The organism is Maribacter polysiphoniae (assembly GCF_003148665.1).
GTDB lineage: Bacteria > Bacteroidota > Bacteroidia > Flavobacteriales > Flavobacteriaceae > Maribacter_A > Maribacter_A polysiphoniae.
In genome coordinates, this window is the sequence record NZ_QGGQ01000011.1 from 82,722 (window position 1) to 97,545 (window position 14,824).

Consider the following 14,824-nt stretch of genomic DNA (forward strand, 5'->3'; position numbering starts at 1 on the left):
ATGATTTAATTGGTTGTTAATTGATTTGCACATACTTTATCGGCATTACATTCTATGTAGGAAAATGCCGATAATTTTTTTTAATGGGTTTAAAACGGAGTATAAAAGAGAATGATATATAGGGAACTTGGCGAATATGGGCCAACATCCGATTTGGACACCGTCATAAGCCCACAAAAAGAAAGAAAAGAAAGAAGTTTCTTACAATGTAAAACATTGTAAACAAGTAATTTAAATGTCTATTCTACCACATGTAAAAAAGAAACATTTTTATGAGCTCGATGTCTTAAAAAATTATTCATAAATATGTGTCCAAATACGATATGGACACATAAATAGGTATATGAGCGTCAAAAATGAGTGGATTGACGTGTTTATTTTAAGCGGAACCATATGATAATCCAAGGGCATTGTTTCGATATCAGGGCAATAATTATTGGTCTTATCTGCATCTAATAGGGTACTTTTTACGATAGTTGTTAGGTGGTTATTGAGGTCTCGACTGCGCTCGACCTGACAAACCTCGACTGCGCTCGACCTGACAAACCCCGACTGCGCTCGACCTGACAAACATCGACAAGGATATTTGATTTGTAGTATTCCTAAAAAATATTGATTGGTGATCCTGCCCGGTCAGTAGAAATGGATAACATACCGATGAGGTCTCGACTGCGCTCGACCGGACATACCTCGACTGCGCTCGACCGGACATACCTCGACTGCACTCGACCTGACAAACATCGACTGCGCTCGACCTGACAAACCCAAACCAAGCTCGACTTGACAAACATCTTCTTCTTTTGGATTACAATCGCTATATCATCGTTGGTTTTTACGCTTTAAAAGTCTTATTATTTCTATAAATTATTAAATTACATGCATGTCCGGTCGAGCGCAGTCAAGACCTTTTAACGGGTCAGCCCTAACCAAAAAAACTGGATCACCTTTCTTTCACTGTCCATAATGGCATATAATTAAAAAAGTCATTAACTTATAAATCTGTCCGGTCGAGCGCAGTCGAGACCTTTTAACGGGGCAGCCTTATGAAACCCTATTATGTATACATACTTCTTTGTTCCGACGGATTAACCTATACCGGTATCACAAATGATGTGGCAAGAAGGTACCACGAACATCAAATGGGATTGAACAGGACTTGTTTTACATTTAAAAGGAGACCAATAGAATTGATCTTTGAACAAGAATTCAATGATGTTGTACAAGCCATATACTTTGAAAAAAAGTTGAAAAAATGGAGTGGAAAAAAGAAATTGGCCCTAGCTAACGGCCCATTTGACCTACGCCAAATTTTATCGGAATGCAGGAATGCCACACATTCCGATTATAATCCTGAGAAAGACAATTGAGGTCTCGACTGCGCTCGACCTGACAAAACCAAACAGCGGTACGGTTGAAAAACCTTCTACAGGAATAACCCAACACAATTATTACTTAAAAGAAAGGGCTTTTATCGACTATTAGCGCTAAATTCGGTAACGTTCATAGAGGTAATCTTTTTAAACGTTTTACTAAAAGAACTTCTATTGGCAAAACCACATTGCTGTGCAAGGGCTTCCATCGTATTCCTCTCCAAATAACCGAGGGTTATAAGTGTCTTTCCTTTTTCTATACGTAGATTGTTCCTATACGCCGAAAAACTGAGCCCTAAGTGCTGATTTAGAAAATAGGATAAATGATGTGGTGGGATTTCCAATGCCTTGGCACAACTGGTCAAATCAAAATCCTGTTCATAGAACGATCCACTTTCTTTTATAGCATTTAACTGACTTAACAATCCATCAACATCCAACCCAAACTTCAATTCTTCTTGCCTCGTTGTGGTTGATAATACTATTTTGTTTTTTTTGCTCCTAGGATATCCATACAAAATAGAAGGAAAATATATGGGCATTATACCAATTGCGAATAGCACCACATAAAATACAAAATTGACGGTCCGTAATATTGGTCCCGTAGAACGTAAGAAATCGATCTTCAGCAATTTTTCAAATGCGAACATTGTCGCCAATATGGACATTAAAATAAATAGGACATATAAGAAAATTACCCAAATAAGCAACTTACGATCTTTTTCCTTCAATAAGTTTCGAATAAAATCCAACAATAAAGGCAATAGGCTGATCAAGGCCAAAAACTGCCATAGAAAGCGCATTGCATAATGTTGGTTTATATTAAATAATCCATATTGCACGGCAAGTCTTTCCCCTGGTTTTGCATACGCATTTTCAATAATAGTATCATATACCTCTTGTGGTTTGACATAAACATTCACAACATCTACAAAACCGATTATAAAGGGTATAAACACTAGCAAATACCTCCAACGCCAAACAAACCCATCTTTGATCAGGGTTAAAAAATAAAAAAATATGGGTACGGCTATTAAATTATACAAAGGCAATGGCCACACGTAGAACCATTTAAACTTCAACAGTAAACCGGATTCAATAACGTAGGTTTGAAATGTATAAATAGAGAATATCGCATAAAATGCCCCTAAAAAGAAGGTAGAATATCTATTAACGGACTTTCTCGCAAAAAAGGAAATTGCCAATACCATTCCGAAAACACCGAGAACTAAGAAAAAATTTTGCAAATTGTAGGTTATTACATATTCGTGGTAATAATCGTAAAATTAATTTTTTTTCAATGCAAACAAACTACCCCTAACATTTTATTTCCGTTTTTTTGTTTTACCGAATTCGGTTTACTAAAACCCCAATCGTATAAAATACAATCTCTATAAATATCAAAACGCGAAAATGTATGCTGTTTCTTTCATTTGAATTTGACAAAACGCATAATCGACAAACCTTTTTATACCTTAAAGTAATATCCCGTTGAACTGAACAGATTTAAACTATCGATTTTATCGAATATTGGCTTTTATATAGGTAGGCATATAATCAGTCTAATCACAACTCTACTAAATATCTAAAAACAAGCCAATTACAGTAAATTGTGATTTAAAAGTAAAACCTTTGTTATTGTCTTCTTACTTTTCAATATCCACGGAATAAATTAAACCAGCTTTCATGTCTGGCAACAACAATCGGCCTTTATCCTCTTCCAGATAAAAATCGGCGGCGGACTGAAGGCCTTCTATCAAAACTACGGCCTCTTCCGTTTCTCCATTGATTTTCCAGACTTTACCTTCGACCCAACTGCTTATATAATAATTCCCCTTACTATCCTGTTCTACCGCATCACCTCCCCGAAAAATCCCTTTCAATGGTCTGAATTCGCCATCTTTATGCACCAAAAAATTACCCAGAAAAAAAGCACTGACCATAATGTTTCCTCTATTATCGACCCCCACACCATTTGGATTCAACATTAACGGGGAAGTATCCTGTTCAATGGTGATTTCACCTTCCATGGTAATATGGAATATACGCCCCAATTGGGGTATTTTTTTCGCTTCTTCACTTTCAAGAGGCCAAAGATTGCCGTTGTCATCACGCATATAATTTGAAGCCCCCATGTCCGCAACATAAATTCCTTTTTTATCCGCATCCAAAGAGACATCGTTAAGATATAAGGCTTCCACCGGAAATTGATCTTTTGAAACAAAAATGCTTGCCTTTCCATTTTTATCAACTTTCCAAATACGGTTGATATCGGAAAAGTATAGATGGTCGTCCAAATAAACGATTCCTTTGGGTTCATCAAATCCTGTCGCGAATACCTTAACACCTTCATTAGAAATTTCAACCACTTCACCATCCCCCTCTTCCTTACCGTTCATTATGGTCACATAATAGTTACCCTTAAAACCCTTGGTTATACTTTCCGGTTTCACCCCTACTTCTATAGGGAAGGTAATTTGGGGTGCTTGGCCATAACCAAATGTTAAACATAATAACAATAGAAAAAAATTGATTGACATCGTTCTTGCTTTAAACCCTAATTTTAAAGTGTTCATGGTTTTATGTTTACTTATTATTAATGGTCATTTTATCCTTGGGTCCTCATACCTTCATAAATCAAATTAGACCATCCCGAACCACCTTCTTTATAAAAGTAGGTAATTTGCCTATTTTTCAATATTCATTATTCGCCTCTTTGCCATTTACAACCCAATAGAGTCCGCCATAAATATGCTCTAAGAACATTTGGCTTAAAAAAACTTCTGGCTTATGCCCCAAGGACGTGTAAAAAGAACGGCCACCATCGTACTCTTGATACCATGCCACTGGGTGCACTTTACCCATCCCCATAAGTGGTGTTTCATCATAACCTAACGTAGTGTTATAAGAACTTTCATCAACGGTGAGCACTACACGAAATGCTTGACTTTGTAAATGGGTGAAATTATACCATTCATCGCTCCAAAGGAATTGTTCGGGCAAATGTAGATTGGACGGAAACAATGGTGCCACATTATGCACTATACCCGTTTGTAATTTTGGGTGATCTTTAAACACCCCTCCAATAAGTTTATCGAACCATGGTTTTCTTATATCCCCATTGGAACAGGCATGTATACCCACAAATCCGCCCCCGGCATTCATATATGTTTTAAGTCCGGCCAACTGTTCCTTCGTTAAGCTATCGGCATTCGCATTTAAGAACACCACTGCGCCATAGGACGAAAGGTCTTGGGTAAGATCATCTGCATTTTGGGTCCATGAAAAATCGAATTGATGCTGTTTAGACATCTTCCTGAAAGCTTCAATGGCCACAGGAATGCTCTCGTAATGCCAGGCATCTTGCCTAGTATACAATAAAACTTTAAACTGATCTTGGGCCCAAGCCCCATTAATAAAAGCCATAAGGAATATAATCGAAAAAATATTCTTTTTGTTAGGATAGTACATTGATCTATAGATTTACAAAATAGAATAGTAAAGATAGCTCCAAGCGCGTTCCACACTAAAAAGTGGTGGAAAACTATAGTCCTCAACCTCGGCAACAACATATTGAAGTCCAGCGGTATCCGCATATTCAAAATAGCGGGAAAAATCCATCTTACCACTTTCTCCGAGCTCTTGGTAATCTTTAACGTGCCAACTAAAAAACCTTCCTGGAAATGCCTTTAAATAATCGACAGGGTCGGCTTTACCCACATGCATCCAATAGAGGTCTGCCTGAAAGGAAACCACCTCGGGATCGGTGTTTTTTAAGAGAAAGTCATAAATAGTCTTCCCTTCTATTTTTAGAAATTCATCTGCATGGTTGTGATAGGCAAACTTCAATCCTTTTTCCGCACACATTGTACCAATGATGTTATAATAGCGACAATAGGCCCTTAATTCTTCCAAAGAATCCAAATCCTTTAAGTTGGTATTGGAGGTGGTTAAGTATTCAACCCCTGCGGATAAATGATCATCAATACAATTGGCCCACCATTGCAATGCCTTGTCCCAGTCCTCCCCATTCTTTGGTAAATCATAAAAAGTCATGGACCCCCTGAACTCCAAATGGTTGTCATTTACCATTTTTCTAAATTCACTGGGGGAAAACCCATAAAAACCACGGTCTTTATAGACAAATGTCTCTATAAAACTATAGCCCAACCGATCTAATAACCGTAAGATTTTGTCAGGATTCAACTGCATTTGCTTATGTACGGAAACCAATTGGATACCGATATTCTTGTCCTTGGGATTCTGTTTAACGTATCGGGTAGACCAAAGTTTTTTATGTTCTGGCGTTGTACCTGTTACCAATACATCGGTTTGATCATAGAATTTAAAGTCGACAAGCAAGATTTTGTTATCAAGCATATCGGTATCTTCCATATGCCAATTGTCTGGATTTGAAAAGCTTCCTTCACCATGGAACATTTCCCCTAACCCATTTTGACCTGTTGCTATTATTGCATTAGTCTTAATATCATACCCAATGAATTCTGAGAGTATGGGATCATAGGTGCCATCTTTCCATTGTTCTACGGTAACGAACATGGCACTTTTATCCATTGTTGGGGTGTTGGTCATCCTTAATAATGGATTCGCCGCGATACTGTCCGTTTGGGCATCGATACTACTATACCAAAGCCCCGAATACTGTTGCAACATATCCTTTTGACGCTCCAATGGTTTTTGGGGAAAAAGAGAGGCTATATAAAGAAAGGTGCAAATTGTAGTAATAAAAAAACGATTGTTCAAGGAGGAAATGGATACGGTCATCATAAATTGTTTTCTAAATACATAATACTCTCAAAAATATCGATTTATAACAATGTCATTCTAGGAGAATGGAAGCAAAAAATATAACTTTTGATGCATTGGGCGATTGAATTACAACTCTGTCCAATAATTTATGAATATCCCTAACCGGAATTCTATTCGAAAGGATTCAAGTCGTATCGATTATAAACCATTGTTAACCGGAAAGGCTAAATCCCTTCCTCTTTCTTGGCCGGCAGGATTAACATCGGGATTTGTTGTAGAATTGAGAAACTGTAAAGCATCCTTCCCGTAAGAAGAGGTAAGAAAAAATAGCGGCCAAGGGAACCGAAATCAACTTTTATATCAAGGCCGCTATTTACAAATACTATAATTTACTGACTTTTAAAGGGTTATTTATTTTTTGGGCAAAATCCTTTAGGTAAGCATTCCAACTTTCCTTAGTGGTAAATTGTCCACTTTTTTTCCAACCAAAACCAGCGTAATACGTTACACGGCCATCAGCAAATGCACCAGATTAATTATGGTATTGTTTTCCCAATTCCCAGGGTTTTCAGCGTAAGGGCCCAATCGTTCAGAGATATCCCAACGTAAAAGAAATTGTCTAATATCAATATCCCCACTCATACTCCCGGCAACACCCCAGATATCGGTATGCCTAAAAGCTAGATATAGCGCCCTATGACCCCCCATACTCAAAACTGATATTGCTCGATTATTGTTGGTTGCCCGTGTGTTGTAGGAGGCATAGATTTTTGAAACCAGTTCTTTTGATTTATAGATCCCATACTGCATTGTAACATCAATAGGACTATCAAAATACCAACTCGTTTTTAGCCATCGGGACAAACAATTATAACATTATACAGGTCGGCATACGATTTAATATTCGGGGCTTTTTTCAACCAATCCTTATGATCACCACCTGCTCCTTGCAACAAATACACCTCCGAATATCCTTTACCTTTCTTGGAATATGAATCGGGGGTAATGACCACATTTTTAAGGTCTTTCCCCATAGACGCACTATGAACCACAAGCGTATCGACCCGTGAGGCGTACGTAAACGTCGATATGCCTAAAAACAGGATTAAACCAATAGCTTATTTAACTGTCATCGTCATACTTTTCAATTATTTCTTCATCAAGATTATTTTCTCCAACTCTTCCAAGGTTTTCCCTTTGGTTTCTGGCATCATAAAGGCTACAAACAATAATTGCAGTACCATCATTATTGCAAAACAAAGGAATACGACTCCAGGCCCTATCATGGGCTGATTGAATAAATAAGGGATCAACGAAGGGATTAGAGCTGCCAAAATCCAATGCGTGGAACTACCGAAAGACTGTCCTGAAGCCCTTAAATGATTTGGGAATATTTCGGAAATAAACACCCATATTACCGCACCTTGACCAATGGCATGTGCCGCTATGAACATAAACAAAAAGATAGGAACAGCCATTCCCGACCAACCTAAAAAGAATGCCGATGACACTAAACTTAGGGATATGATATAGCCTATCGAACCTATGTACATCAATGTTTTTCGCCCTAGTCTATCAATAAGGAAAACCCCCAACAACGTAAAAACAAGGTTGGTCACACCTATTCCCACACTGCTTAACAAGGCGGTACTTTCGCCCAAACCGGCTTCTTCGAAAATTCTTGGGGCGTAATATAAAAATGCATTGATTCCTGAAAATTGATTGAAAAAAGCGATCAAAAAAGCCAATGTCAAAGGAAATCGATACTTTTTCATAAAGATAGTCTCCGTAGTATCCGTTTCTTCGCTATCACTATGAAAAGCCTTTAATTGCTCATCCACGGGAACATCGGGATTGATAATCGCCAATACCTTTTTTGCCTCTTCAATTTTGTGCTTAGCATACAACCATCGTGGACTTTTAGGTACTTTAAGTGCAAAAAGAATATAGAGCACTGCGGGTATGGCTTCAACACCCACCATCCAACGCCAATCATTTTCCCCAATACCACTTAAAAGGTAATTGGATAAAAATGCAATCAAGATTCCAAAGACGATATTGAATTGGTACATCGCCACCAATCGGCCCCTATTTTTCGCAGGAGCAATTTCCGAGATATACGCCGGTGCCGCAATGGTCGAGGCGCCTACCCCGACACCTCCTATAAAACGAAAGATCGCAAACATCCATGGCCCTGTGGCTAGTCCCGAACCCAATGCTGAAATGGCAAATAAAATACCGATAACGATCAATGTATTCTTTCGCCCGTACTTGTTGGTCGGTATACCTCCGAAAATGGCACCTATTACCGTACCCCAAAGTGCCATACCCATGACCACCCAACCATGATAAGCGTCGGATGACTCCCATAAGGCTTGTAATTTTTTATCAGCTCCGGAAATAACGACTACATCAAATCCGAATAAAAATCCTGCCAGTGCTGCGGTTATGGACCATAAAATTATTTTCTTGTTCATTTTTATATTGATCTTTGTTGGTTTATAAGTGATTAAAGTTATTCTATTGTAATGGAATTACCATATTCCATGTTTTTTTACCGTTACCAAAACCTCCAGGACCATCCATGGTAGCAAAAAATATGTGGGTGAGCTTCCCCTTCTCGACAAAGACAAAGGGCCTTTCCAACCGTCCTTGGCGAATGGTTTTACCATTATCCCATTTAATTGTTTTGGTATATACTTTCGGATTTTTATCTATGAACCAATCAATATCGTTTTTTGAATGTGCTAAAAGTCCATCGCCTTTGCCCACCGTTATTTTCCCCTTTGGTCTTTTGCAATTATATGATCCCCTGCATCGTCACGCCAAAGGTGGGGGGCTCAATTTCACCAAAACGCTCCATGGAAAACAAGGGTTCATCACCTACGACGGTATATTCCCCATTGTATTTGGGAGCCGTTGCCACACCGATACCCATATCACTATGTTTTATGCCATCTTCCTTATAACTTCGCCCCTTAAAGAGTAGCACCACTAAGCCATCTACCGTATCTAGATTCTCAAATTTGAAGTTGTTGAATTGACCTATCCCAAAAAAGTGTGTTGCACAACATAGGACAAGCATATAAATTCTCAAGCTCATTTATCGTTCAGTTTCTAGTTTTTCCCATAAAAATCAGTATTTGACCAACAATACGATTAAAACCAATAAAACCTCAAAATAGCGAAAATTGTCTGATCCATTATGGGAAGCACCTTAAATTTAACATTCCTTTCCCCTAGAAGACCCAACTGTTTAAAAAGAATTGAAAATGTCTAATCAATATTGTCAAAATTCGGGCTTTGCCTATTTTATAAATAACGTTTCATCAATAGGGCGGCTCCTAGTGCACTGGCATTTTTTATTGTAGGGAATTCAATTTTTTGTTCAGGCATCATTTGAGTGAGGTTTTCAATAAAAATATCGTTTTTGTTGAAGCCTCCCGTGACGAAAACCTTTTTAAGATCACTATCTGAATCCAAGATAAGCTGAATACCCTCATATACAAAATGACTTATTTCATAAATCAATTGATGGTATGCCGATTCAAAATTATCGTAATGTTTCAATTGGTCCAAATCTGCCATATAATCATTGGGAACGTTATTCGGGAAAAACACCCGCTTTGCCTCCACTATGATATCTTTACATAATCGTTTGTCCAATGCAACATTAAGAAAGTAATTTTCAGGAAGATCGAAATGGGTGCAAAATGCTTTTGTATTAATCTCATGAACATGCCCTAAAAATTGCATTGACGATTTTACTTGTTGCCTTGATGGCGTCATAAAACACAAACAATTGTTCTTAAGCTGATGCGCTGTCAAGGTTTCCTTACTGAACGGATTCATGGTAATGATCCAAGTTCCTGTCGAAAGCAGCACAAAATCCTCATCCCCACTGCTCTCCAACATCGGGATCAAAGACGATGAACTATCGTGTAAACCTGACCCTACGGCAATAGCCTCCCCATTGACCTGTGCCATTATCGCCTCTTTGCCATTACAAGGTTCGGGTAGCACAATACCTTCTTCCTTCAACCACGTATGGTATCGCATATTGTCAAAATCCCATATGACAGTATGTGCCCCCAGCGAAGTGAAATCTGCCGTTATTTCCTTAGTAAACAGGTAACTTAAATACTGCGGGTAGTGTAAAATCGATGCTACATTTTTCCAAACACTGGGCTTTTTGTTTTTCAACCACAACATCTGTAGACCAACATTCAACATGCCATACGCCGGAGATGCCGTTTTCCTTGAAAACTCGGCCACCCCCCCATTGGCTTCATACAAATAGTTATAATCGGCCAGATCCAAAGGTTTCAAGTAATTGTATAGTGGGGTTAACCGTTTTCCATTTTTATCCAAATAAACCAAGGAAGCGCCATGTGTGGAAAAATTTATGGCCTTGATCTTATAATGTCCACCAACCTGTATTTTATGGATTTCCGATAAAATCCATTTTTCAATCGCATCCAAATCATCGCAGGGAAAGCCGTCATCATCCGCTACTTCCTCAAATTGAATATAGTTTTCATATACGACCTCAAAAGATTCATCAAATAAAAATATTTTTTTATTTGTCTTACCAATGTCTATAACTGCTATTACTTTCTTCACACTTAAAAACTTATAGATGAAAAAGTTCCCCTCTTAATCGTTTTAAAAAACAAGAGGGGAAAACTTAATCATCGCTTATGGAGGAAAATCGGTGCTTAAAAACTAATTCAAACTAATATAACTCAACATATCGCACCTATTTTCTTTCCATATTCCTTATCCTTTAAAACCGTATAGTGGTCCATAATTCTCACAAGCCCGATAATCGGCCCCTTCAAGACCTTCACCGAAAGCAGACCATGCACTAGGCCTAAATACATCATTCTCATCAACGTTGTGCATGTTTACGGGTATTCTTAACATTGATGCCAGGGAAATTAAATCAGCCCCAATATGGCCATGGGAAATTGCACCGTGGTTAGCTCCCCATTTAGCCATTACAGTATATACATCCTTAAAGAAACCTTTTCCCGTAGTTCTTGGCACAAACCAAGTTGTTGGCCAGGTTGGGTCGGTTCTTTCATTCAAGACTGTATGAATATCCTCTGGCAATTCCACACTCCATCCTTCAACCAATTGTAAAACCGGTCCAATCCCTTTAATCAGGTTAACGCGACACATGGTTAACGGCATAGTGCCCTTAGTTAAAAACTGGGATGAAAATCCACCGCCCCTAAAATATTCAGTGGTAGCTGGTGGCCATTTGGTGTTATCCAAACATCTCTGAACATCTTCTTCCGTAATATCCCAAAATGCTTTCATGGTTGGGTTCCCATCAGCATCCAATTGTTGGGCCGTAGCATCTAAAGTGGTAGAACCCGAGTTAATCAAGTGAATAATACCATTTTCGGCAAGACCCGTTAATTTTTTTCCTGTTACACGTTCAACAGATTCCGGACTCCAATAGGTACGTACATCGGAGAACAACTGTGCTTTGTTAGTCAATAAATGACCAAACAACATGGAAATAGCGTTCAAACAATCGTTTTCTGTAGCGAATATATAGGCCTGACGAATACCGTTCCAGTCAAAGGATGAGTTTAAAATAGACTCTGTAAAATCAGCATTGGGTTGGTAATCGGTCCATTGACGTTGTCCTTGGAAACCTCCCATAATGGCGTTTCGTCCCTTGGATTCCTCACCAAATCCCATCTCTTTCAACTTAGGGTTTCCGTTCATTAAATCTTTACAGATTAAAGTCATTTTCACAACCTTCTCCCACTCTTCATCTTTTTGTTCACGGGATTTCTGACTTTTAGGATTGTTCCTATCTTCACCTTCCTTACAATTTTCTTTGGTCCAGGCGAGTGCTTTTGCATACTCCTCTTGGTCGAAAATATTATTTTCAATTCGTCGCAAAAGTTCAACAGATTCCACAAACTCTGCCCTAACCCCTAAATAATCCTGTAAAAAGTTCACATCGACCATGGAACCCGCAATTCCCATAGAGCTATAGCCTATGGATAAATACGATTTCCCTTTCATTTGGGCAACCGCCAAGGCACCCTTTACGAAACGGATAATTTTTTCAGAAACATCTTGAGGAATGGTTTTATCGCCACCATCCTGAACCTCTTTTCCATAAATTCCAAAAGCCGGTAATCCTTTTTGGGAATACCCCGCCAATGCAGCAGCCAAATAAACCGCTCCTGGCCTTTCGGTACCATTAAATCCCCAAACCGCTTTCGGTATTAAAGGATCGGCATCCATAACTTCGGTACCATAGCACCAACAAGGGGTTACCGTTAAAGAAACCTCTACACCTTCCCTTTTGAATTTATCCGCACAAACTGCTGCATCGGCAACACCACCAATGGTAGTGTCTGCAATAACACATTCTATTTTTTCCCCACTTGGAAAACGCAATGTGTCCTGTATTAATTTTGCAGCCGCTTTGGCCATATCCATACATTGAACCTCTAAAGATTCCCTAACTCCTAATTCACGTCCGTCGATTACAGGACGAATACCTACTTTTGGCAGTCTGCCTATTAGTCTACTCATATTTGGATAAGTTTTATGTTTCTAGGTGAATTGTTCCAATTCCACCAACTGTTCGTTCGATAATCCTGCAGGTTTAAAACCTGCTGCCCAGCACATCATTAACAATTTTGCGCCTTTGTTGGCCACGTCTAAAAAGTCCCAAGCTTTCATAACATCCGGGGCGGTAGTGGTTGCACCATGCTTTTCCCATAATGAAACATTCCTGGTTTTGAAGGCTTCAATCGTCACTTTTGCCAATTCTGCCGTACTGGACAAGGCATAAGGCGTACAGTGAATACCTTTAGGTACGAATACTTTTACCTCTGGACACATCATCCAAATTTGTCTATTCAACTCTTCCTCATCATCGAACAACTCGTGGTGACTCATACAGATCAACTCCAACGGATGCGTATGTACTACCGCTAAGTTCTCTGGGTGATGTTGTGAATTGAACAAATGAATACTGGCATGGGAGATCAACTCGCAGGTAGGCCCAAAATTCTCCTGTTTTCCGCCCCAAATAATCGAATAGGCCGTAGCATCCTCATTGATGTAAAGAATACAGGATACTTCATCAAGTTTATCTACTAAATCGCGTAAATAGCATCCAGTTCCTGTTATGTAAATAACAAACCCCGCCGCTCCTTTGGGAAAATCGAAAGCCACTTCCGTACCAATTCCCTCAACTTCTTCCTTTGTAAAAAAAGATGTTAGATTCATCGATATATTTCCAGCGTTTCGCTCCGCCCATTCGCGTTGCCATAAATAGCCTGCTACTTCTGAGACCTTTTTTAATTCTGTTTCTACCTGATTGGGGAGTTTTAAGGTTTTCATACTTTTTAAATAAGCTTTATACTAACAAAAATACCTAAGCAATAAGGTTTTAGAAATATGTAAAACATGTATTTTTGTATCTGATTTAAACATTGGGCACAAATGAAACTTGTTAAGGACATTGAATTGGGCGACCCATCATCCAACAAGCAAAATTTCATCGGCCTTAAATTGAACCTGTTGTGCTGCAGGTATTGGCTGCTGGACCTATGGGATTGCCACGATATGGTTTTCCCTTTTTGGAGGCTTTATTGGAATAAGAACGCGGGCGGTGAGTTAATACACCAAAACAAGGTGTACACCATGACCCCCAACTGCCTGTATATAATTCCCCCATTCACCTCTTTCTCATCCCATTATACCAAGAACCACAGGTACAATGACGGCATTCATGTTTCTGGGAAACACCTTACAAACGACTACATTGAAAAAGAATACGAAGACAACCATTTGATACACTTCTTCGTCCATTTTAACCTAGGTGTCCCCTTCGACAATGTATATCCCGGAGTTTTTAAAATTGAATTAACTGATTATCTTGAAGATAGGTTGCATTACTTGATAGAAAGGTTAAAAATAGAAAACAAGGATTTCAAACTAACCTTCAATTTGAAATTACACGCTTTCATAAAAGAATCACTCACCAATATCGGACCTGAACTATGGAAGGTCATCAATATGGATGAACGGGTGTTGAAGGTCATTCGCTATATTGAAATCAATATTGAACAAAAACTGAGCAACCCTAAAATGGCCGAGATTGCAAATATGGCCCCAAACTCATTTGCCCGACTATTCAAGGAAGAAATGAATATAACCATCCAGAATTTCATTCAAAACAGAAAAATGGCAAAAGCCTGTGATATTTTTGAGCAAACCAATGATTCCATAGAGGAGGTTTCCTTTAAACTTGGTTTTTCCGACAGGTATCATTTCTCAAGGGTGTTCAAATCCGTAATAGGATTGACCCCAGCCACTTATAGATCGGGAAGATATACCTAATCACCAAAAAGCCAAGTCCTTCATCCCCTTCCACAGCCTATACCCCTTCGGGTTACCCCCCTATGGAAATCACATATCCCAATCCTTTCCTTTCAACAATTGAATTGGGATAATCGTTCAATTAATTAGAATACCGACCAGGAAGCCCCTTGTTTAATGTTTGAATTCTTCATATTATTGATTGTAATAGATAAACACAAATATTGTGTGATAAATTAAATTTGTTAAGCCTTTTATTGCCAAATAATTGAAGATTCTTTATTTCATTAGGATAAAAGCATTAAAATATATTAGTCAGT

The 14,824-nt window shown here is 38.7% G+C and carries 13 protein-coding genes and 1 pseudogene; 2 read left to right on the top strand and 12 right to left on the bottom strand.

Annotation, left to right across the window (positions count from 1 at the left end):
• Window positions 1-1,043 precede the first annotated feature (1,043 nt).
• A complete protein-coding gene (locus tag LX92_RS18210) occupies window positions 1,044-1,367 on the top strand; it encodes a GIY-YIG nuclease family protein (protein WP_109653695.1) in 324 nt (107 codons plus the stop codon).
• 101 nt (window positions 1,368-1,468) lie between these two features.
• Here LX92_RS18210 and LX92_RS18215 read toward each other — a convergent pair whose 3' ends face one another.
• The 12 genes and pseudogenes from LX92_RS18215 to rhaD form a co-directional block, all read right to left on the bottom strand.
• Window positions 1,469-2,617: a helix-turn-helix domain-containing protein gene (locus tag LX92_RS18215; RefSeq protein ID WP_146197866.1), complete on the bottom strand. Its 1,149-nt coding sequence runs from the start codon at window positions 2,615-2,617 to the stop codon at window positions 1,469-1,471.
• A 399-nt stretch (window positions 2,618-3,016) separates the two neighbouring features.
• Window positions 3,017-3,946, bottom strand: coding sequence for an NHL repeat-containing protein (locus LX92_RS18220; RefSeq protein WP_211315895.1), 930 nt, complete (start codon window positions 3,944-3,946; stop codon window positions 3,017-3,019).
• A 118-nt stretch (window positions 3,947-4,064) separates the two neighbouring features.
• Window positions 4,065-4,841, bottom strand: a complete 777-nt coding sequence (locus tag LX92_RS18225; protein ID WP_223308404.1) for a ThuA domain-containing protein — start codon at window positions 4,839-4,841, stop codon at window positions 4,065-4,067.
• A 12-nt stretch (window positions 4,842-4,853) separates the two neighbouring features.
• The gene (locus LX92_RS18230) at window positions 4,854-6,158 is read right to left on the bottom strand and encodes a sugar phosphate isomerase/epimerase family protein (protein WP_109653699.1); all 1,305 of its coding nucleotides are present in this window, start codon (window positions 6,156-6,158) and stop codon (window positions 4,854-4,856) included.
• A 364-nt stretch (window positions 6,159-6,522) separates the two neighbouring features.
• A pseudogene (locus LX92_RS22795) lies at window positions 6,523-6,600 on the bottom strand (hypothetical protein); the annotation flags it as partial.
• Window positions 6,601-6,644: 44 nt separating this feature from the next.
• Window positions 6,645-6,950, bottom strand: a complete 306-nt coding sequence (locus tag LX92_RS18240) for an alpha/beta hydrolase-fold protein (protein WP_109653702.1) — start codon at window positions 6,948-6,950, stop codon at window positions 6,645-6,647.
• A 38-nt stretch (window positions 6,951-6,988) separates the two neighbouring features.
• Window positions 6,989-7,174 (bottom strand): hypothetical protein, encoded by a 186-nt coding sequence (locus LX92_RS18245; protein WP_109653704.1) that lies wholly within the window; start codon window positions 7,172-7,174, stop codon window positions 6,989-6,991.
• A gap of 114 nt (window positions 7,175-7,288) precedes the next feature.
• Entirely contained in the window at window positions 7,289-8,617 is a 1,329-nt protein-coding gene (locus tag LX92_RS18250) for a sugar porter family MFS transporter (protein WP_109653706.1), read from the bottom strand.
• Window positions 8,618-8,940: 323 nt separating this feature from the next.
• Window positions 8,941-9,243: a hypothetical protein gene (locus tag LX92_RS18260; RefSeq protein WP_109653711.1), complete on the bottom strand. Its 303-nt coding sequence runs from the start codon at window positions 9,241-9,243 to the stop codon at window positions 8,941-8,943.
• Window positions 9,244-9,452: 209 nt separating this feature from the next.
• Window positions 9,453-10,763: an FGGY family carbohydrate kinase gene (locus tag LX92_RS18265; RefSeq protein WP_170117888.1), complete on the bottom strand. Its 1,311-nt coding sequence runs from the start codon at window positions 10,761-10,763 to the stop codon at window positions 9,453-9,455.
• Between the two features lie 156 nt (window positions 10,764-10,919).
• On the bottom strand, window positions 10,920-12,707 hold the full coding sequence (locus tag LX92_RS18270; RefSeq protein ID WP_109653715.1) for an L-fucose isomerase: 1,788 nt from the start codon (window positions 12,705-12,707) through the stop codon (window positions 10,920-10,922).
• A 21-nt stretch (window positions 12,708-12,728) separates the two neighbouring features.
• Window positions 12,729-13,523, bottom strand: coding sequence for a rhamnulose-1-phosphate aldolase (rhaD, locus tag LX92_RS18275; protein WP_109653717.1), 795 nt, complete (start codon window positions 13,521-13,523; stop codon window positions 12,729-12,731).
• A 102-nt stretch (window positions 13,524-13,625) separates the two neighbouring features.
• On the opposite strand from rhaD, the gene LX92_RS18280 reads away from it, so the two are divergent.
• Window positions 13,626-14,525: an AraC family transcriptional regulator gene (locus tag LX92_RS18280; RefSeq protein WP_109653719.1), complete on the top strand. Its 900-nt coding sequence runs from the start codon at window positions 13,626-13,628 to the stop codon at window positions 14,523-14,525.
• The last annotated feature ends 299 nt before the right edge of the window (window positions 14,526-14,824 follow it).

What these genes read in the sequence shown, in the direction of transcription:
- LX92_RS18210 (WP_109653695.1), top strand. Translation starts at nt 1,044, where the DNA reads ATGAAACCCTATTATGTATACATACTTCTTTGTTCCGACGGATTAACC.
- LX92_RS18220 (WP_211315895.1), bottom strand. Translation starts at nt 3,946, where the DNA reads ATGAACACTTTAAAATTAGGGTTTAAAGCAAGAACGATGTCAATCAAT.
- LX92_RS18225 (WP_223308404.1), bottom strand. Translation starts at nt 4,841, where the DNA reads ATGTACTATCCTAACAAAAAGAATATTTTTTCGATTATATTCCTTATG.
- LX92_RS18230 (WP_109653699.1), bottom strand. Translation starts at nt 6,158, where the DNA reads ATGATGACCGTATCCATTTCCTCCTTGAACAATCGTTTTTTTATTACT.
- LX92_RS18240 (WP_109653702.1), bottom strand. Translation starts at nt 6,950, where the DNA reads ATGCAGTATGGGATCTATAAATCAAAAGAACTGGTTTCAAAAATCTAT.
- LX92_RS18245 (WP_109653704.1), bottom strand. Translation starts at nt 7,174, where the DNA reads ATGGGGAAAGACCTTAAAAATGTGGTCATTACCCCCGATTCATATTCC.
- LX92_RS18250 (WP_109653706.1), bottom strand. Translation starts at nt 8,617, where the DNA reads ATGAACAAGAAAATAATTTTATGGTCCATAACCGCAGCACTGGCAGGA.
- LX92_RS18260 (WP_109653711.1), bottom strand. Translation starts at nt 9,243, where the DNA reads ATGAGCTTGAGAATTTATATGCTTGTCCTATGTTGTGCAACACACTTT.
- LX92_RS18270 (WP_109653715.1), bottom strand. Translation starts at nt 12,707, where the DNA reads ATGAGTAGACTAATAGGCAGACTGCCAAAAGTAGGTATTCGTCCTGTA.
- rhaD (WP_109653717.1), bottom strand. Translation starts at nt 13,523, where the DNA reads ATGAAAACCTTAAAACTCCCCAATCAGGTAGAAACAGAATTAAAAAAG.
- LX92_RS18280 (WP_109653719.1), top strand. Translation starts at nt 13,626, where the DNA reads ATGAAACTTGTTAAGGACATTGAATTGGGCGACCCATCATCCAACAAG.